The organism is Streptococcus mitis, assembly GCF_003942995.1.
Classification (GTDB): domain Bacteria; phylum Bacillota; class Bacilli; order Lactobacillales; family Streptococcaceae; genus Streptococcus; species Streptococcus mitis_CV.
Genome location: NZ_RJOH01000020.1, coordinates 1 through 19,202, shown reverse-complemented (window position 1 = coordinate 19,202; position 19,202 = coordinate 1). Strand labels below are relative to the sequence as shown.

At 40.4% G+C, this 19,202-nt stretch carries 22 protein-coding genes; all 22 read right to left on the bottom strand.

Annotation, left to right across the window (positions count from 1 at the left end; translation table 11 throughout):
• Positions 1-22 precede the first annotated feature (22 nt).
• Positions 23-859: a PRD domain-containing protein gene (locus D8836_RS09455; RefSeq protein WP_125393838.1), complete on the bottom strand. Its 837-nt coding sequence runs from the start codon at positions 857-859 to the stop codon at positions 23-25.
• A gap of 233 nt (positions 860-1,092) precedes the next feature.
• Positions 1,093-2,073, bottom strand: a complete 981-nt coding sequence (lacD, locus tag D8836_RS09450; RefSeq protein ID WP_125393837.1) for a tagatose-bisphosphate aldolase — start codon at positions 2,071-2,073, stop codon at positions 1,093-1,095.
• A 1-nt stretch (position 2,074) separates the two neighbouring features.
• Entirely contained in the window at positions 2,075-3,004 is a 930-nt protein-coding gene (locus tag D8836_RS09445) for a tagatose-6-phosphate kinase (RefSeq protein ID WP_125393836.1), read from the bottom strand.
• Between the two features lie 10 nt (positions 3,005-3,014).
• Positions 3,015-3,530 (bottom strand): galactose-6-phosphate isomerase subunit LacB, encoded by a 516-nt coding sequence (gene lacB, locus D8836_RS09440; protein WP_125393835.1) that lies wholly within the window; start codon positions 3,528-3,530, stop codon positions 3,015-3,017.
• A 30-nt stretch (positions 3,531-3,560) separates the two neighbouring features.
• Complete coding sequence (gene lacA / locus D8836_RS09435) at positions 3,561-3,986, bottom strand: galactose-6-phosphate isomerase subunit LacA (protein ID WP_000029277.1); 426 nt, start codon at positions 3,984-3,986, stop codon at positions 3,561-3,563.
• A 284-nt stretch (positions 3,987-4,270) separates the two neighbouring features.
• Positions 4,271-5,167: an aldose 1-epimerase family protein gene (locus tag D8836_RS09430; protein WP_125393834.1), complete on the bottom strand. Its 897-nt coding sequence runs from the start codon at positions 5,165-5,167 to the stop codon at positions 4,271-4,273.
• Positions 5,168-5,265: 98 nt separating this feature from the next.
• A complete protein-coding gene (locus tag D8836_RS09425; RefSeq protein WP_125393833.1) occupies positions 5,266-6,741 on the bottom strand; it encodes a PTS galactitol transporter subunit IIC in 1,476 nt (491 codons plus the stop codon).
• A gap of 47 nt (positions 6,742-6,788) precedes the next feature.
• Complete coding sequence (locus D8836_RS09420; RefSeq protein WP_000590547.1) at positions 6,789-7,094, bottom strand: PTS sugar transporter subunit IIB; 306 nt, start codon at positions 7,092-7,094, stop codon at positions 6,789-6,791.
• Positions 7,095-7,132: 38 nt separating this feature from the next.
• Entirely contained in the window at positions 7,133-7,609 is a 477-nt protein-coding gene (locus tag D8836_RS09415; protein WP_004260657.1) for a PTS sugar transporter subunit IIA, read from the bottom strand.
• Between the two features lie 261 nt (positions 7,610-7,870).
• Positions 7,871-9,694 carry a translation elongation factor 4 gene (gene lepA, locus D8836_RS09410; protein WP_001047207.1) on the bottom strand — a complete coding sequence of 608 codons (1,824 nt, stop codon included), beginning with the start codon at positions 9,692-9,694 and terminating at the stop codon, positions 7,871-7,873.
• A 78-nt stretch (positions 9,695-9,772) separates the two neighbouring features.
• Positions 9,773-10,501 (bottom strand): metallophosphoesterase family protein, encoded by a 729-nt coding sequence (locus D8836_RS09405; protein ID WP_125393832.1) that lies wholly within the window; start codon positions 10,499-10,501, stop codon positions 9,773-9,775.
• 1 nt (position 10,502) lies between these two features.
• Positions 10,503-12,170 (bottom strand): DNA repair protein RecN, encoded by a 1,668-nt coding sequence (recN, locus tag D8836_RS09400; protein ID WP_125393831.1) that lies wholly within the window; start codon positions 12,168-12,170, stop codon positions 10,503-10,505.
• A gap of 6 nt (positions 12,171-12,176) precedes the next feature.
• The gene (locus tag D8836_RS09395; RefSeq protein WP_049499393.1) at positions 12,177-12,608 is read right to left on the bottom strand and encodes an arginine repressor; all 432 of its coding nucleotides are present in this window, start codon (positions 12,606-12,608) and stop codon (positions 12,177-12,179) included.
• Positions 12,601-13,416, bottom strand: a complete 816-nt coding sequence (locus tag D8836_RS09390; protein WP_125393830.1) for a TlyA family RNA methyltransferase — start codon at positions 13,414-13,416, stop codon at positions 12,601-12,603. The genes D8836_RS09395 and D8836_RS09390 overlap by 8 nt, the downstream gene beginning before the upstream one ends.
• Complete coding sequence (locus D8836_RS09385) at positions 13,409-14,284, bottom strand: polyprenyl synthetase family protein (RefSeq protein WP_125393829.1); 876 nt, start codon at positions 14,282-14,284, stop codon at positions 13,409-13,411. The genes D8836_RS09390 and D8836_RS09385 overlap by 8 nt, the downstream gene beginning before the upstream one ends.
• Positions 14,281-14,493, bottom strand: a complete 213-nt coding sequence (locus D8836_RS09380) for an exodeoxyribonuclease VII small subunit (RefSeq protein ID WP_125393828.1) — start codon at positions 14,491-14,493, stop codon at positions 14,281-14,283. The genes D8836_RS09385 and D8836_RS09380 overlap by 4 nt, the downstream gene beginning before the upstream one ends.
• Positions 14,471-15,811: an exodeoxyribonuclease VII large subunit gene (gene xseA, locus D8836_RS09375; protein WP_125393827.1), complete on the bottom strand. Its 1,341-nt coding sequence runs from the start codon at positions 15,809-15,811 to the stop codon at positions 14,471-14,473. The genes D8836_RS09380 and xseA overlap by 23 nt, the downstream gene beginning before the upstream one ends.
• A 127-nt stretch (positions 15,812-15,938) precedes the next feature.
• Positions 15,939-16,577 (bottom strand): uridine kinase, encoded by a 639-nt coding sequence (gene udk / locus D8836_RS09370; RefSeq protein WP_125393826.1) that lies wholly within the window; start codon positions 16,575-16,577, stop codon positions 15,939-15,941.
• A gap of 110 nt (positions 16,578-16,687) precedes the next feature.
• Positions 16,688-17,566 carry a tRNA pseudouridine(55) synthase TruB gene (gene truB / locus D8836_RS09365; protein WP_045611514.1) on the bottom strand — a complete coding sequence of 293 codons (879 nt, stop codon included), beginning with the start codon at positions 17,564-17,566 and terminating at the stop codon, positions 16,688-16,690.
• Between the two features lie 84 nt (positions 17,567-17,650).
• Positions 17,651-18,127 (bottom strand): DUF5085 family protein, encoded by a 477-nt coding sequence (locus tag D8836_RS09360; RefSeq protein ID WP_125393825.1) that lies wholly within the window; start codon positions 18,125-18,127, stop codon positions 17,651-17,653.
• Between the two features lies 1 nt (position 18,128).
• The gene (locus tag D8836_RS09355; protein ID WP_038804217.1) at positions 18,129-18,557 is read right to left on the bottom strand and encodes a hypothetical protein; all 429 of its coding nucleotides are present in this window, start codon (positions 18,555-18,557) and stop codon (positions 18,129-18,131) included.
• A partial coding sequence (locus D8836_RS09350) for an oligosaccharide translocation protein RFT1 (protein WP_125393824.1) occupies positions 18,550-19,202 on the bottom strand: 653 nt, incomplete at its 5' end. The genes D8836_RS09355 and D8836_RS09350, both read right to left, overlap by 8 nt.

The following is a 19,202-nucleotide window of genomic DNA, read 5'->3' as shown; positions in this document are numbered from 1 at the left end:
TTATATATTTTTAATTAAATTTTTATGACAATAAACGTTGGATATGTAGAACTAGATAAACTCGTTCACTTTTATACAAATCAAGACCCGTATGTTGTGTAATCACATCATAGATTTTGGAACCAATCTCGAAGGCTTTTGGATAGGATTGTTTAATATGATCTTCCATATCCAGAAGTGATTGGTTATCATCTCTAGACCTGTCTAAATAATCCAAGAAATAATTCAAATGAATCATAAAGCGATCATAGAAATGGTTATTCTCTTTAGTTCGTTGAATTGCATATTCCTTTAGCACTTCTTCAACATTCCTGAGAATTTCTTTCCTCTTATCAATCGACTCCACAAGTTCCACTTCATTTTCACCTTCGGCATTAATGAAATGATAAGCAATCCGAATAATTTCGTCCTCAGGAAAATGATCCGCTAGCTTCTGACGGTAAATTTCAAATGCTTCATTTGCGATTTGAAAAGCGACAGGATACTTAGTGGAAATATCTGGCAGATTACTATCCTTGTACCTTCCTTGTGCTAGAGCTTGGTAAGAACAGTAAATATGATCTGTCAAGGTTACGTAGAGATACTCTTGAATCGGATAATGATATTTCTTTGATAGCTTATCAATGATTTCATAGGTCACTGTGATAAAATCAAGCGGAACATCTTTGAGGAGAGCCATAAAGTTTTCTCTTGACTCTTCGGTCTTCATCCGAAAGATTTTCTCAACCTGCTGTTCATCAATCAAATCTCCCTTCTTCTTTCCAAATGCAATCCCCTTACCAATCACAATCACTTCTTCTCCTTTATCGTTTCTGACAAGCGAGACATTGTGATTCATTGGATTTAGAATTCGATACATGTCAACCTCCTTTTATATCTTAAAGGTATATGAGTACAAAAAATGACCACAAATGAACTAGAAAATCAGCCGATTTCTAATTCACCTGTGATCATGCCTAATATTACTTAGTAACACTCACCTTGTATTAACTTGTGATTTAAGTATAGCACAAGTAAGTTATTTTGTAAACCTTTACATACAACTTTTTTAAAAAATTTTTAGATTCATGTTCCTAACCTAGGAGGACTTGCTTACACGCGTTCTTTCCATGAAGTTGCTGTTGTTTGAAGAACTTTGTTGAGTTCGTCAATGTTTTCAAATCCAGTTGTGCGAAGCCATTCACGTGCTGCTTCTTCACCATCTTTGATGTATGCTTCAACTGATCCAGCCCATGTAGCACGGCCACAAAGAACTCCGTTAAAGTTTGCACCTGATTCATGGGCAAATACAAGAGTATCTTGGAAGAGTTTAGCTGATACACCAGCACTCAAGTAGATGTATGGCAAGTTAGTTGCTTCATCTTGAGCTTTGAAGAAGGCTGCTGCTTCATCACGTGTATAAACTACTTCACCTTCAGCGAAGCCTTCAACATATTTAATGTTAACAGGAACTTCTACTTTCAAGACATCAATGTTAAAGCGTGGGTCTGAGAAGACTTTCATAGCGCCGATAACTTTGTGTGGTTTTACTTTCGCATATTCTACAGAACCAGCGTCCGCAATTTTTTCATCGTAAGCAAGGATTTCAAGGAAGAATGGGATATCTTCAGCCACACACTCAGAACCGATACGTTCGATGTAAGCTTGTTTTTCTTGGTTGAGTTCGTCTGAGCTATCTACATCATAGTAAAGCAAGAATTTAACTGCATCTGCACCTTCTTCTTTAATACGTTTTGCAGACCAAACATCCAAGCAGTCTGGCAAGCGTTTTGTGCTTGTTGTGTCATAACCTGTTTTTTCATAAGCAAGGAGAAGACCAGCTTTTTCATCAAGAGCTTTAGTCGCTGGAAGTCCATATTCAGGGTCAAGGAGCATAGATGAAGCGTATTTAGTCAATTCATCTGCTACCAAGACTTTAAGTTCTTCCATTTGAGCCACTGTTGGTTCTTCTGTTTGGTGTTGAGCCATGAGGCGTTTTAAAGCACCACGTTGGTCAAATGCAAGAGCTGAGATGATACCATTTTCATCAGAAAGTTTTTCTAAGCGTGCACGTTTTTGTTCTGTTAAAGCCATTTTATACCTCTTTTACTATTAATTGATCATATAGAGCTTGATAGTTGGCCATGTTGACATGACCAGTCATTTTTTCTTGAGCATTGAGCATACCAAGAACATTTGCCTTGATGAGTAGTTCTGCATCCGATTCTTTATGAAGTAAACCTGAAGAAATTCCAGCAACTGTAGAATCTCCAGATCCAACAGGGTTGACTACCTGAATTCTAGGAATATCTACCTTGTAGAAAGTGTCACCATGTTTGGCAAAAGCACCGTTGGCACCAAGTGAAACGATAATCCATTCAATACCTGCAAACAAAGGTTCTTGAAGGACTTCTTTTAATTCATCCAAATCCTCAGAAACTTCTCTTCCAAGAAGCTGAGATAATTCCTCATTATTTGGTTTGATGACTGTTGGTTTATGTGGTGATTCAAGAACCGCCTGAAGTGCTGCACCAGAGCAGTCCAAGACAACAGGCTTGCCAGCTTGATTAGCAAGTTCTACCAAGCTCGCATAGTAATCAACTGGAAGGCCAGCTGGCAGACTACCTGAGATAGCTACTACTTCAACTGACTCCAAGAGTTTTTTGAAATGTTTTAAAAAGTCTTGACCTTCTTGTTCAAGAACTTCAGGTCCTTTTTCAAGAACTTCTGTTTGGTTGTCACCGTGGAGAATAGCGATACAGTTCCGAGTTTCTCCCTGAATTGAGAAGAAATCTTTCTTTACTTGATCATCAATATTTTCAACCAAAAACTCACCAAGTTTGCCACCCACTAAACCAGTAGCAAGAACAGAATCCCCAAATTCTGAAAGTACTCGGGTAACATTGAGCCCCTTACCACCAGCCGTTTTGGTTACATCCACCACACGATTGACAGTATCAATCTTCAACTCATCCAAGGGATAGGAAATATCAATGGATGGGTTCATTGTGACTGTTAAAATCATAGGTCACCTCTTAGTCGTGGTATTCTCCGCGATCCCATTTTTCAAGGAATTCAGTGAAGAAGTTTGCGTCTGTTTGTTTAGCATTGTGACTTTCAACGTGTTCAATTTTCGCAATCAATTTTTTGTTTTCTTCAGATGGTTTGTATTCAGCATGGATGAAAGCTTCGATGATATCGCACATGAGCAATTCACCAGTAATCTTACCACCAAAACCGATAACGTTGGCGTTCAATTGTTCTTTAGCATAAAGGGCTGTTGTCATATCACGAACCAAGGCAGAACGAACACCTGGGACTTTATTTACAGCGTTGTTGATACCAACACCAGTACCACAGATACATACCCCAAGATCAGCTTGACCGCTAGTTACAGCTTCCCCTACTTTTTTACCAAAGATTGGGTAGTGAGTACGTGTATGGTCATATGTACCAAAGTCAATGACTTCATATCCTTTTGATTTCAAAAATTCTGAAACCGCCATTTTTTCATCTGTTACGATGTGGTCACATCCAATTGCAATTCTCATTTTTAACTTACCTTTCTTACTGTAATCTAATTAGCACATTTTGTTCAACATGTCGACACGGATTTGATGACGACCACCATCGTATTTACCGTTAACAAATCCTTTAGCAATATTTTTAGCCAATTCATCACCAACAAGTTGTGCACCCATAGTGATCATACGTGAGTTGTTGTGGCCACGAGTCATATAAGCTGAACGTTCGTCAGATACTTCTGCAGCAACCATTCCTTTGATCTTAGTTGCGACCATAAATGGACCAGCTCCATAAGCATCAATCACGATACCAAGGTTTTGTTCTTCTTTGTTTACTTCTGCAGCAACAGCAAGAGTCACATCAACAAAGTCTTGACCTTCAGCTGTAACATCCACAACATGGAAGTTTTCTTTTTCCAAGAAGTCTTTCACAACTTCTTTCAATCTCAAACCTGCAGCATCTGCACCGATAACAATAGACATATTGTATACTCCTTTTATTTTTCTAGGCTAGTAAAGACTTTTATGGTTAGCAGTTTACCTACAAAAAGTTTTCTAGCAGTTTATTGACAAATTAGATTGAATGAGATGAATGACACCTTATTCAAGTTTAGGAAATCAGTTTCCTAGAAAAAATCCTTCTCCACGAAAGAAAATATAACAAGTGATTGTTTGTTTGTTACAAACACCATTTGTTGCTTACAAACATAATATACTCCTATTTCCGAAAAAAGTCAACAGTTAATGTTTGTTTTTGTGTTTTTTAACTAGAAAATTTCGATATCAAAACCAATTTGATCCACTTGACTAGGTTCTAGGAGACGAACATTCTTCTTATCTTCTAGATGATCTCCTTCTTCAAGGGATGTTGACAAGCCAGACCATGGTTCAAAAGCAATGAAAGGACCTTTATTCAAAGTTGACCAAATAATAAGATTTAAGAACTCTGTAAAGTGCACTTTTAATCCCTTATCATGTTTACGAGAACGAAGGGCAATTGTTCTAGATTGCAATTCATCTAAGGTGACTGCATCTGTACTGAAAAGATCATAGCTGAGGTCTAATTCTTTTTGACCTTCTAGCCATGGACTTCTATCTTGGAAATCAAGCATCCCAGTTTCTGGGAAAGGACGTGGAACAGAGCAAGTCTCTTCTTTCTCAAACTCTAAGTAGTAATCTTCATAGACCTCATCATCCAGTAGAGGACAATTAAATCCTGGATGTCCACCAATAAAGTAAGGCATGACCTTGCTAGTTTCTTTATTAAAAATCTTGTATTGAGTCCGTACTGTCTTTCCAGTAAGGATATAAGTGATTTCTAGGCGGAAATGATAAGGGTAGTTCTGATAGCTATTCTCATCGTCTTCAATTGCAAAAGTTACACTATTATCTGTCTGTTCAACTAATTCAAATTCTTTCTTACGAACCAAACCATGTCGAGGAATCTTTCCTTTACTTTCTTGTCCCTTCTCATCTATATAAAATGCTGTATCCTCTCTCAATGAACCACAAATGGGGAAGAGAACAGGAGCTTGTCCGCTCCAATAAGTAGCATCCCCTTGCCACAAATACTCCAGTCCCTCAGCATCTTTTATAGAAGAAAGAGCTCCACCAAAACTGTTAAATTGAACTCTTAATTGTTCTGATTTTAATTCAATTACCATTATTTTCTCCGATTTCTTGATAGTTTATAAAAAACTAGGCTGTCACTCCTAATGGTATGACAACCTAGTTTCAACAATTTACATTTTATAGGAGCGCATTATTTTGCTTTTGCTGCGTACTCTTCGTTACGTTTAATCATTTGTTTTCTGTACCATGCAAAGATACCGATATAGAATACAAGGAAGGCTACAGCACCAAGGATTGCTTTGATATCACCAGTTGTAGTGTTACCAATTGTCCAACCAAGAAGTTTTTCGATTGGTCCTTCAAGAGTTGAGTGAGTGATCAACTGAGTTTGGCTCACACCTTCTGGGAAGGCACCTACACCTTTAGCAAGTTCTGTTGCAAATGGCGCGATAAGTGTACCTGAAAGAAGGAAGAGTGGCAACAAGAGTGTTCCGAAGATAATCATACGGAGCAATTTACCACGTGTTACAACCAAGAGAGCTGGAGTAACACCCATAGCGATGATACCTGCAAGTGGCAAGATACCATTTCCGACGTTTGAAAGAAGCACAGCTTCAATCAACATAATTGGTGCAAGTACGTTGGCACAAGCCCAGATTTCAGCACGACCAGCGATGAATGGCCAGTCTAGACCGATGTTAAACTTACGTCCTTCCAAACGTTTAGTAGCAACGTTTGTAATACCTTGTGAAAGTGGTTCTACGGCAGCAATGAACCATGAACCGATAAGTGAGAAGAGTTCCAAAGCTACACCGGCTGTCAAACCAAGAGACAACCAACCTTTGATAACTTCTTGCCAGTTTGCTGCATCTTTAAGTCCATCAACTGGATGTGGAGTACCCATCAAACCGATAACGATACCAAGGATGAAACCGATGAAGAATTTAGATCCCCAGAAACCGATTTTCTTGTTCAATTTTGCAGCGTCAAAGTCATATTTATCAAGACCTGGGAAGAATTTTTCAAAAATCTTATCCAAAACCATGATAACTGGGTTCATCATGTAGTTCATGTGAGTTGAAGTCATTGGTGATGAACTTGGTGCATTAAGAAGATCGTCAAATGTTGGTTTCATCAAGTCAGAGTTGATGATTTTAAGAACTCCTACAAGGACAACTGCTGCAGTCGCGATGAAGAGTGAAACTCCTTGACTAACTCCATTGTTGTCTGCATACCATTTAATCAAAAGACCTGTGATAGACAAGTGCCAGATATCGAAGATATCAACGTCAAGTGTGTCAGTTTTCTTCATAGCAAGCATCACTACGTTGACAATCAACATGATGAGCAAGAAGTAAAGTGTCCAAGCAGATCCCCAAGTGATTGTAGCAAGTGGTGCCCAACCAACGTCGGTGATGTTCAATTGAATACCAGTGTTTTCAACAAATTTTGCAAGTGATGCTGAGAAAGCACCATTTAACATACCAATGATGGCACCGATACCTGTAAGAGCGATGGCAAGTTTGATACCACCTTCAAGCGCTTTGGAGAATTTCACTCCAAAAAGTAGAGCCAATACTGTCAAAATGATCAGCATGATGATTGGTCCACCCATATCCAAGATAGGTTTGAACAGCTTATTGGCTAGTTCGATAATGACATCCATAATAGTTCCTCCCTTTTTATTGTTATATGAATGTTAACAAATTAAAATTAGCTTAATCCGTGTTCTTTGATAGCTGCTTCAATATTGTCAAATACTGGAGCACTCATTGCTGGGATACGGAATAAGATTGGTCCAGCTTCGATAACTGGAATACCTGGGTCAAAACCAAGGTCTGTCGCAGCAATTGGTGTGAAGATGTCATAACCTTTGATAAGGTCTTCATTAACGTCTTTGACCATTACCGCATCACAGTGAACATCGAAACCGCGGTTTGAAAGTTCTTCTTCAAGAGCACTTTTAATTTGGTGGCTTGAGTTAACACCTGCACCGCAGGCAGCAAGAATTTTAATCATATGGATTTCCTCCGATTTAATATTTTTAATAGACAAGATTAAGCAATTGCTTCAGCAATATAAGCATAGATGGCTTCTGGTTCAGAAATTTTTGATAGGTCTTCAAGATGACCATTTCCAGTAAAGAAGTCCATCAACTGAGCAAGAATGTTCGTTTGGCTTGAACTTGAGTTATTAATGATAAAGAAGAGTAAGGATACTTCTACTTCCTTATCTGGCGCAATCATATTGTGGAAAGTCACTGGTTTTTCTAATCGAACTACCACAACTTTTTCGGCAAGATTATGAACTATATCTGTGTGAGGAATAGCCACATTCGGCAAATCCTTACCCAAAAATTCCATATCTAAGCCAGTTGGAAATGACTTTTCACGCGTGATCAGGGCTTCACGATAGGTCGGAGTCACGATTTCTCGTTCTTCCAATAAAGTTGCGACCTGATCAAAGAGATGTTCTTGATTATCCGCTTCTAAGCAAAACACAAGGTTTTTGTCAAAGAAATGATCTAATCCCATAAGGTTTTCCCTTCTTTCCATTAACTTTATGCTATAAGTATAACACTATATGAAATCGTTGTCAATATTTTTTGTTGTTTTTTGTCCTTTTTTTGATTATTTTGTTTATTTTTTATCTTTATAAGCAAAACAAACATTCGAAACAAACATTTTAAACGATTTAATCCTATTCTAAATCCAAAAAAACAGGCCTATTTAAGCCTGTTTTACTATTGATTCTTATGTAAATTTCCTGTGAACAAGAAAAACAATTATGATAACTTATTCTTCATCCATGCTCAAGACGCTGAGGAAGGCTTCTTGTGGGACTTCTACTGATCCGATAGCTTTCATGCGCTTCTTACCAGCTTTTTGTTTTTCAAGAAGTTTACGTTTACGAGAAACGTCACCACCATAACACTTGGCAAGTACGTTTTTACGAAGGGCCTTGATATCAGTACGAGCGACAATCTTGTGTCCAATTGCTGCTTGAATTGGTACCTCAAATTGTTGACGAGGAATAATTTTCTTGAGTTTATCAACGATGAGTTTTCCACGTTCGTAGGCAAAATCCTTGTGAACGATAAAGCTGAGGGCATCTACCTTGTCTCCGTTGAGAAGGATATCCATTTTCACCAGCTTAGACGGACGGTACTCTGACAATTCGTAGTCAAAGCTTGCATAACCACGAGTTGAAGACTTAAGCTTATCGAAGAAGTCAAAGACGATTTCAGCCAGTGGAATTTGATAAATAACATTGACACGATTGTCATCAATATAGTCCATAGTCACAAAGTCCCCACGCTTGCGCTGAGCTAGCTCCATCACTGCTCCAACAAACTCTTGCGGTACCATGATTTGCGCCTTAACATATGGCTCTTCAATGGTCGCAATCTTGGTTGGGTCTGGGAACTCAGATGGGTTAGACACATCCATAGACTCCCCGTCGGTCAAATTAACCTTATAGATAACGGATGGAGCTGTCATGATGAGGTCGATGTTGAACTCACGTTCCAAACGTTCTTGGATTACATCCATATGGAGAAGTCCAAGGAAACCACAACGGAAACCAAAACCAAGTGCCTGTGATGTTTCTGGTTCAAACTGAAGACTAGCATCATTCAGTTGCAATTTTTCAAGGGCTTCACGCAGGTCATTGTATTTGTTTGACTCAATTGGATATAGACCCGCAAAGACCATAGGATTCATCTGCTTGTAACCATGTAATGGCTCTGCCGCAGGATTGGTTGCCAAGGTAACAGTATCACCCACACGAGTATCCTGAACCGTCTTGATAGACGCTGCAATATAACCAACGTCACCAGTCGCAAGGAAATCACGACCAACTGCTTTCGGTGTAAAAATACCAACTTCTGTCACATCAAAGGTCTTGCCATTACTCATAAGCTGAATCTTATCGCCAGGTTTGACCACTCCGTCCATGACACGCACTTGGAGGATAACCCCACGGTAAGCATCGTACACAGAGTCGAAAATCAAGGCCTTAAGTGGCGCCGTTACATCACCCGTTGGAGCCGGTACTTTTTCTACAATTTGCTCGAGAATTTCTTCGATACCGATACCAGCTTTGGCAGATGCTAAAACTGCTTCGCTGGCATCCAAACCAATCACATCCTCAATCTCTGTGCGTACACGCTCAGGGTCTGCAGCAGGCAGGTCAATTTTGTTAATGACTGGCATAATTTCCAAATCATTATCCAAGGCTAGATACACGTTGGCGAGGGTTTGAGCCTCAATCCCTTGAGCGGCATCTACCACCAAAATCGCTCCCTCACAGGCAGCTAGCGAACGTGAAACTTCATAGGTAAAGTCAACGTGCCCCGGCGTGTCAATCAAGTGAAAAATATAAGTTTCCCCATCTTTTGCAGTATAATTCAGCTCAATGGCATTCAACTTAATGGTAATCCCACGTTCCCGTTCTAAATCCATGCTATCCAAAAGCTGGGCCTGCATTTCACGACTTGAAACGGTCTCAGTCTTTTCCAAAATGCGGTCTGCTAGAGTCGATTTCCCGTGGTCAATATGAGCGATAATAGAGAAGTTACGAATCTTCTCCTGTCGTTTTTTCAATTCTTCTAAGTTCATGATTCTCTTCCTTTCAGGGTATCTATTTATTATAAATTGTTTTTGACATTTTGACAAGACCATACCCTGCTAGGAGTACTAATCTTCAGCGACAAAGCCGTCATTCTCGATAAAGTGGTGTTCTGTCATTCCTTGGTCTGTAAAGATAATTCCATGAAGGACACCACCATAAACAGCTCCTCCGTCCATTCCAATCTTGCCATCTTCTGTCATCCAAAGCTCAGCTGTACCTCGTTCTTGCTTTAACAAACCATAAATCGGTGTATGACCGAAGACAATGGTTTTTCCAGTATGATTTTCAGCTTCGTGGAATGGTTTTCTAAGCCAGACTTTTTTATAATCTGTGGTTTCATGCCAGTCATCCAAAGTTAAATCAATACCTGCATGAACAAAAATATACTTGTCTGTCTCTACCACAAAAGGCATTTGACGAATGAATTTGACCAAATCTGCTGCTTCGGTGGCAACACGCTTGGCGTCCTCAATCCCGTCAACTGGTGCATCCAAAGGACGACCTAGGATAGAGTTAATGGTTGTATCTCCACCATTGCGACGATAGTGGTCATAGCTTTCTTCTGGGTCATCGAGCCAAGTCAAAAACATATACTCATGATTTCCTGACAAACAGATAGCCCCTTGATTGTCCACTAAGTCCTTAACCATTTCTAGAACACGGCGACTATCTTCACCACGGTCAATCAAATCTCCTAAAAAGAGCAACTGGCTCTGACCGTCCCAGGTTTTGAGAAGGTCTTCTAGCATCCCTGCTTTTCCGTGAACATCTCCAATTACATAATAGTCTGTCATCTTATTTCTCCCTGTTTCTCAACAATTCTCTGGCTTGCGTCAGAGCTGCTTCCGTCACATCATCACCTGCCAACATTTTAGCAACTTCCTCCACTCGCTCTTCAACCGTCAAAAGACGAACAGTCGAAACTGTTGAATGGTCATTGCTAATCTTCTCAATAAAGAATTGATAATCCGCAATCGCAATCACTTGTGGCAAATGGGAAATAGCCAGAACCTGACCATGTTGGCCAATCTTGTGAATCTTCTGTGCAATGGCCTGAGCTACACGACCTGAAACTCCTGTATCCACTTCATCAAAGACAATACTTGTCTTGCCTTCTTTACGTGAAAAGGCAGACTTAATGGCTAGCATGAGACGAGACAATTCTCCACCAGATGCAACCTTAACCAAGGGTTTAAAGTCTTCACCAGGATTAGTTGAAATGTAAAACTCAACCATTTCATTTCCCTCACGACTGAATTTGCCCTTGCTAAAACGAACCTGAAACTGGGCTTTTTCCATATAGAGGTCTTGCAGTTCTTGTTTAATCTCTGCTTCGAGCTGCTGAGCCAAGTCATGACGAGCAGAGGCAAGCTGACCTGCCAAATCAATAAGATTGACTTCTAATTTCTTGAGCTCTGCTTCCATGTCCTCAGAAGAAAGGTTATTGCCTGTCAAGAGATTATATTCTTCTGTAATCTTAGCAAAATAAAGCAAGACATCATCCACAGTCCCACCATACTTACGGGTAATAGTATGAAGAAGGTCCAAACGATTCTCAACCTGCATGAGACGATTGCCGTCAAAATCAAGGTCCTCAATAATAGCTTCCAGACGCTTGCTAATATCTTCTAAGACATAGTAGGTCTCAGACAGAGAGCTTGAAATTTCACGGTATTCAGGGTCGTACTCTTCAACACTTTCCATGTCATTCATGGCTGAACGAACATTGGCCAGACTTGAAAAATCTTCATTGTCCAACATGCTGTAGGCATTGGTCAGCGTATCCGCAATATTTTTATGATTGAGAAGTTTATCACGCTCGTGATTGAGAGCCAAGTCTTCCCCTGCTTGCAAGTTGGCTGCCTCAATTTCTGCCATTTGAAATTCCAACATTTCGATACGTGCCTTATGTTCTTGTTGGTTTTTCTTGACTTCCAGAACCTGCTTACGCATTTTACGGTAGGCATCAAAACTCGTTTGATAGGTTTCTTTCAATTCCCAAAAAGCTACGTCACCGAATTCATCCAACATCTGGATATGCAGTTGAGGACGCATTAGCTCCTCTTGGTCATGCTGACCATGTATATCTACAAGATGTTGCCCAATAGCACGCAAAACAGACAGATTGACCATCTGGCCATTCACACGGCTGATACTACGACCATTTTGCAAGATTTCTCGACGGATGATAATCTCATCACCCAATTCTAAACCTTGCTCATCAAAAATTTCCTGCAAAAGGCGACTATTCTCAACTGAGAAAAGCCCCTCAATCTCTGCCTTTGGAGCACCGTGACGAATAACATCTGTCGTAGCACGAGCCCCCAACATCATATTCATAGCATCAATGATAATCGACTTCCCTGCACCCGTTTCACCAGTTAGGACAGTCATCCCCTTTTCAAAATTGAGGGAAATAGCCTCAATAATGGCAAAGTTTTTTATCGAAATTTCAAGTAACATATAGACCTACCAATTTTTTACTTGTTCAAAGATTTCCTCAGCTAGATTTTCACTTCTGGCAATGACTAAAATCGAACTATCATCAGCCAAACAGCTAAAAATCTTGTCCGCAAAAGTCTCGATTAACTGAGCTTTTACAAAAGCAGTATTTCCTGGGATGACTTGGAGATTAATCATCTTGTCCATCAATTCAGCTGACTCAATATTGTCTTCAGCCAGTTGCAAACTTTTTACGATTGATTTTGGTAATTCATAGACATAGGTATTATCTCTCAAAGGAATTTTGACAATACCTAGTTCTTTGATATCTCGTGATACTGTCGCTTGAGTGGCAGTGATTCCTGCCTCTTTCAAATGTTCTACAATTTCTTCTTGTGTACCGATTTGATAATCTGTCACAAATCGTCTAATTTTTTCAAGTCTCTCTTTTTTATTCATTTTTAAATTGACTATGCGCCCTCTCTACTACTTCTTCAATCTCAGCAAGAACCTGATTGCTTGCTGACTCTTCTTTTTTCAAATACGCTAAAAATTCAATATTCCCATGTCCGCCTTGGATGGGAGAAAAGTCCAAACCAAGGACTGAAAAGCCTTCCGCTACTGCCATGGTTGTGACAGATTCAAGGACATGTTGATGGACCTTGGCATCACGAATGATTCCATTTTTCCCAATCTGCTCACGACCTGCCTCAAACTGAGGCTTAACTAAAGCCACAACCTGACCTTGATTTGCCAAGACTCGGTGCAAGGCTGGAAGGATCAGACTGAGGGAAATGAAACTCACATCAATACTGGCAAAGCTCGGTTCTTTTTCGAAATCAGTCTTTTCAGCATAGCGGAAATTGAACTGCTCCATGCTGACTACTCTTGGGTCTTGGCGTAGTTTCCAAGCCAACTGATTGGTACCGACATCGACTGCAAAGACTAACTCAGCACCATTTTGCAGCATAACATCGGTAAAGCCACCAGTAGAAGCCCCGATATCAATCGTTGTAGCTCCTTCCACTGACAAATTAAAGACCTGCAAGGCCTTTTCTAATTTCAAGCCACCACGGCTGACATACTTGAGTTTTTCACCCTTGAGTTTCAGCTCAGTGTCGTCCGGGATTTTCTCTCCTGGCTTGTCAAACCGCTCTCCATTCAGGACTGCTACGACTAGGCCAGCCATGACACCGCGCTTGGCCTGCTCTCGCGTTTCAAACAAGCCCTGTTTATAAGCTAGTACATCCACTCTTTCCTTAGCCATTGATTCTCAAACTTTCTACTACTTTTACAATCGATTCTGTTTCAAAGGAAATCTGCTGGGCAATTTCTTCTAATTTGGCATTAGCTTGATCCAAGGTTTGGTTACAAAAGTCAATTGCCTCTTCCAAACCCAACAAGGCTGGATAGGTTGATTTTTCTGCCTGTAGGTCCTTTTGAGGTGTCTTGCCGATTTCCTCAAAACTAGCGGTCACATCCAGTACGTCATCTCGGACTTGAAAAGCAAGTCCAATCAATTCACCTACAGTTTTAAGTTTTGCCTGCATCTCAGGTGCCAATTCGGCTATAATAGCAGCTGCTTGAAAGGGATAAGCTAGTAGTTTTCCAGTCTTATTAGCATGAATAGTCTGGAGTTCTTCCAAAGACAAATTCTGGTGTTCACCTTCCATGTCCAAAACTTGCCCTGCCACCATGCCTAGACTTCCTGAAGCAAGCGACAAATTGGCAATCAAGTCCACCTTGATCTGACTTGGCAAATATGCCTGTGCTATCAGGGCGTAAGGATCTAGGAATAAAGCATCTCCAGCCAAAATGGCCATAGCTTCACCGAATTTCTTATGGTTGGTCAAACGCCCTCGACGATAATCGTCATCATCCATAGCTGGAAGATCATCATGAATCAAGCTCCCGGTATGAATCATTTCCAAGGCAGCAGACACCTGCGCGTGAGCAGGTTTAATAGCGACCTGCAAGGCTTCCAAAACTTCTAACAAGAGAAAAGGCCGAATACGCTTGCCACCAGCATGAATGGAATATAGAACAGACTCTCGTAAACTAGAAGCAAACTGCTGATCTCCATAAAAATCTTCCAAGACCGACTCGACAAGAGCTAATTTTTCTTGCTTCTTCATTCAAAATCACTTTCTGTTCCGTCTTCTTGCATGACCTTGACCAAGGTCTTTTCAGCCTTGTCTAGCGTAGCTTGGAGCTCCTTTGACAAGACCATGCCCTTTTGAAAGGCAGTAATCGCATCTTCCAAAGCAATTTCACCATTTTCCAAACTTTGGACAATAGTCTCTAGTTCTGTAAGATTTTCCTCAAATTTCTTTTGTTTTGACATCTTTAACCTCTAATTCTACTTGACCATCTCGCATCAAAAGCGTCACTTGGTCTTTTTTCTTCAAACTCTCAACTGAATCGATAACTGACTCTTCTTTTTTGACAATAGCATAGCCACGCGCCACAATTCGACTGGTATCCAACATCAGTAAGGCTTCTGAAAGTCTCTTGACCTCAGCAACTTTGGCATCATAAACCAGCGCCATTTGGCTACGGAGAAGCTTGTCCAACTGACCTAGGCGGTCTTGATAGCGTTGGATTTTGGTCACAGGTGATAATTGCACCAGTTGATGTGTCCTTGCTTGGACTAGCTGTTTGTTATCAGAAATCTGTGTTCGCAAACTTTGTTTTAAGCGCAGTTGTAGTTGATCCAAGCGTTGCAAATAACCATCATACAAGCGCTCTGGTTGTCTAAAGATAACAGACTGACTGCATTTTTTCAAAGCTTCTTGTTTCTTCGATAGAACATTTCGGACTGCTGTTGCCATCCGTTTTTCTTGATTTTGCAAATGAGCTAATAGATCCAACTTGGTCACTGGTGTTGCTAGTTCAGCTGCTGCTGTTGGCGTCGCAGCCCGTCTATCTGCGACAAAATCTGCCAAGGTCACATCTGTCTCATGCCCCACACTAGAGATAACTGGCAAACGAGATTCAAAAATAGCCCGTACCACAATTTCTTCGTTAAAGGCCCAGAGATCCTCGATAGAACCACCACCACGACCAATAATGAGCAAATCCAAATCATCATGTTGATTAGCACGCGCAATATTTCGAGCAATTTCCTCCGCGGCTCCATCACCTTGCACCTTGGTCGGATAGAGAAGAATGTCCACACCTGGAAAGCGCCTACTGACTGTCGTGATAATATCTCGAATAACAGCTCCACTACGACTGGTTACTACACCAATTCTCTTAGAAAATTGGGGCAGAGGTTGCTTGAAGCGTTCTTGAAACAGGCCTTCTTCAGTCAATTTTTTCTTTAGCTGTTCAAACTGAATCGCAAGCGCACCAACTCCATCAGGCTCAGCCTTTTCAATGATGATGGAGTAGCTACCACTCGGTTCGTAGACCTGTACACGCCCAATCACATTGATCTTCATCCCTTCTTCAAGGTCAAAACCTAATTTCTGATAAATCCCAGACCAGATGGTCGCTTGAATAACTGCATGGTCATCCTTTAGGGAGAAATATTGGTGAGTAGGTCGTTTACGAAAGTTGGAAACTTGACCAGTTAAATAGACCCGTTCCAAGTAAGGGTCTTTATCGAATTTCATTTTCAGATACTTGGTCAAAGTTGTTACCGATAAATACTTTTCCATCTCCACCTACTATTCATTTTCTTGCTCTTTCATGGGTATTATTATACCAAAAATATGCCTAAAAATCTCCATTTATGTACCATTATGAAGGAAAAATAGAAAAAGGAGGCAAGGCCTCCACTTCTGTTTATTTGCTGTTTCGAGCTTCTTCCAAAATCTTAGCAATCTTGGTCGTCAACAGGTCGATAGCCACTGTATTGCTGACCCCTTCAGGAATGACAATATCAGCATAACGCTTGGTTGGCTCAATAAACTGGTGGTACATTGGTTTAACCACACCTAAGTACTGGTCAATAACGCTATCAAGGCTACGGCCACGCTCCTCCATATCACGCTTGATTCGACGAATAATGCGCACATCATCATCCGTATCCACAAAAATCTTGATATCCATCAAATCGCGCAGACGCTTATCTTCCAAGACCAAAATCCCCTCAACGATAAAGACATCTTGAGGTTCTTGACGATAGATCTTGCTGCTTCGTGTATGCTCTGTATAGTCATAAGTCGGAATGTCCACCGGACGCCCTGCCAACAATTCCTTAATCTGCTCGATCATCAAGTCTGTATCAAAGGCAAAAGGATGGTCGTAGTTGGTTTTGACACGCTCTTCAAAGGTCAAATGAGACTGATCCTTGTAGTATGAATCATGCTCAATCATGGAAATCTTTTCATCAGGAAAATGCGATAAAATTGCCCTTGAAACACTGGTTTTTCCTCCACCAGAACCACCTGTCACTCCGATAATGATTGGTCTATTTTGCATGCTATCCTCCGTTTTTTTATCCGTCGTCTATTCTATCACATTTTTTGCAAAATTTATAGTCTGATTTGGATAGTCTAGGGGAAGAATTCCATCCCCACACTCCAGTTAGATTAGATAAAAACCTTCCTTGGCTTGTAGAGATTGTCCCGTTTTTCTAGAATGGCTAGCAATGTATCGCCTTCAAAGGCAGCCAATTCTTGGTCTGTTTGGTCTATCTCGATAAAACGACCAAAGCGCACTTCTGTAGCCTGTTCTGGGGATAGGAAAACTTTGACAAGGTCGCCTGTCCCAATCTCTAGAGGATGGAGAAAGTCCAATTGGCCAGCCTCCACTTTTTCAGCAATTTCTTCCAAGGTAAGAGCATCTTCTAGTTGAAAACCTGCTGCACTAGTACGTGTTAGGTGTGACATATGAGCCGTATAACCAAGCTTCTCTCCCAAGTCAACCGATAATGTACGAATATAGGTTCCCTTGCTACATTTTACACGAAAAGTAAATCGTGCAAGATGACCCTCATAAGAAATCGGACTTGTCCGCTCAAATTGATAAATCGTAACCTGACGCTCTGGACGCTCTACTTCTTGACCTGCACGCGCATACTCATAGAGTTTGCGACCATTAACCTTAACAGCTGAATACATAGGTGGAATCTGGTTAATAGGCCCAGTCAAACTAGCGATTGCTTCATCGACAAGCTTTTCATCCAAGGGCGACAGAACGGGTGTCTCAGCGACCACTTCCCCACTAGCATCCTCTGTCGTCGTGGAATAGCCCAGAGTGATTTCCCCCTCATAGACCTTGCCCTCATCCTGCATAAACTCAACCATGCGGGTCGCCTTGCCAACCGCAATCGGCAAAACACCCACCACATCCGGATCCAAGGTCCCACCATGACCAATCTTCTTGGTTCCCAAAATCTTACGCAATTTAAAAACCGCATCATGCGAGGTCATCCCCGCCTCTTTTTTTAAGTTAATAATACCGTTCATTTTTGCTTTCTAATTCCCCTTCATTTATTAATGTTTAACTCTTTTCCTATCAATATCAATAGTAAAAATATTTACAGTTCAGAATTAATCCCTTTTTTCTCGAATCCCTACCATGATATCTGTATATAAAACATCATTTATCTTACTTGAAATATAAAATACAGGTGTAGATTCTTCTAAGTCATTATCAAGCAATAATTTGGTTAGCACATATATCCCCTTATCAAAGTCAACAGCTTCCTCTCCAGTAACTCTTACTCCTGCCATTCGAGGAACCAAAAAATAACTGTTATAGGCTGTCCCCTCCATTATCTCTTCTTTTCCTAGATAATCCTCATGAACGGGAAGATAGACTGTGATGTTGTATGTTCCATCTTCCAATTCTCCGATATGGGGGCATGAGTAAAAGGGATTGCTTTTAGGTGTATATCCTGCCGCTACAGCTGTTTGAATCATATCTTGAAAGGCTACTGCAATCTCATCACCGACAATATTATAGTTCACACTCAAGACATTACTCATCATTAAGGATTGATTCATACCATATGTAATTTCTGCCATTTTACTTCTCCACTGGGATAATCAAATCCACAAACAAATCATCATAAACAGGTATCAAGACTAGGTATAACTTATCTTGCAACTCCCAACCATGATCACGAATATAAGCTTTCATCTCCTCAATTGTTTCATCCAAGCTACCATCAAATAGAACCCGCTTGCTAATTCCTTCTATATCTAGAGATGCCTGATAATCCAGTTGACTTGTTGGCTCTGCTTCAGATATAACTGGAATATAGACTCCCACATCTTGCTTTTCTTCGTTAAATTGAGTTGGAGTCATCTCAAAAATGGTAGGGCCATCTTTATAAATACCATCAGTATAGGGAAGGAGTTCTGTATGAACAAATAACTCCAATAGTTCGTCCGCTTGAATCTGGACCTGGTCTGTCATCAAATGGCTCATATGTAGTTGTATTTCTTTAATCATCTTTAGTTACCTTTCTACTAAATCTATCTCTGTCAAATTCTCTGTTGGAAATCATATCTGGGTTTACTTCTATATGCTTGATTGAAGTCTCTGCCTCAACATCATTACGGTGTTGGTAGGCATAGATAATTATAAACCAGGTAGCATAAAACAAATGTCCAAAGGTCATCGAAAACAAGGACATCCCCCATCCCCAAAAATATTCATATCCAATTATCGCTAAAAATATACAGATACACGATATAATAAGCGGAGGAGCGAATACAAAGTTGAGCATAACTTTGCTGGCTTTCTGCGAGATAACTTCTTCAGAGTCCAAATCGACCAAGCAGCTCATGACGACTATTACAATAATGGATTGGATAAGAGGGAGGGATAGCTTTAATCCAATAAAATTATGGTCCCCACTCATAGCGCTAAAGCCAATAATGGCATAAATATGACCAGTCAGATACATGAGATAGGTTCCAAAACTGGTTAAAATCCCTCGCTTAAGATCTAGTAAAAATACTAGATTTAAAACCCAAACAACAATCCCTGTAATAAGCAATGTTTGATACAAAGAGGGATTGTTGAGTACCTCTAATCCCCCTGCCATAAACATAAAAAAGGCTATAGGATACAAAATAAAAATCCCATTTAATT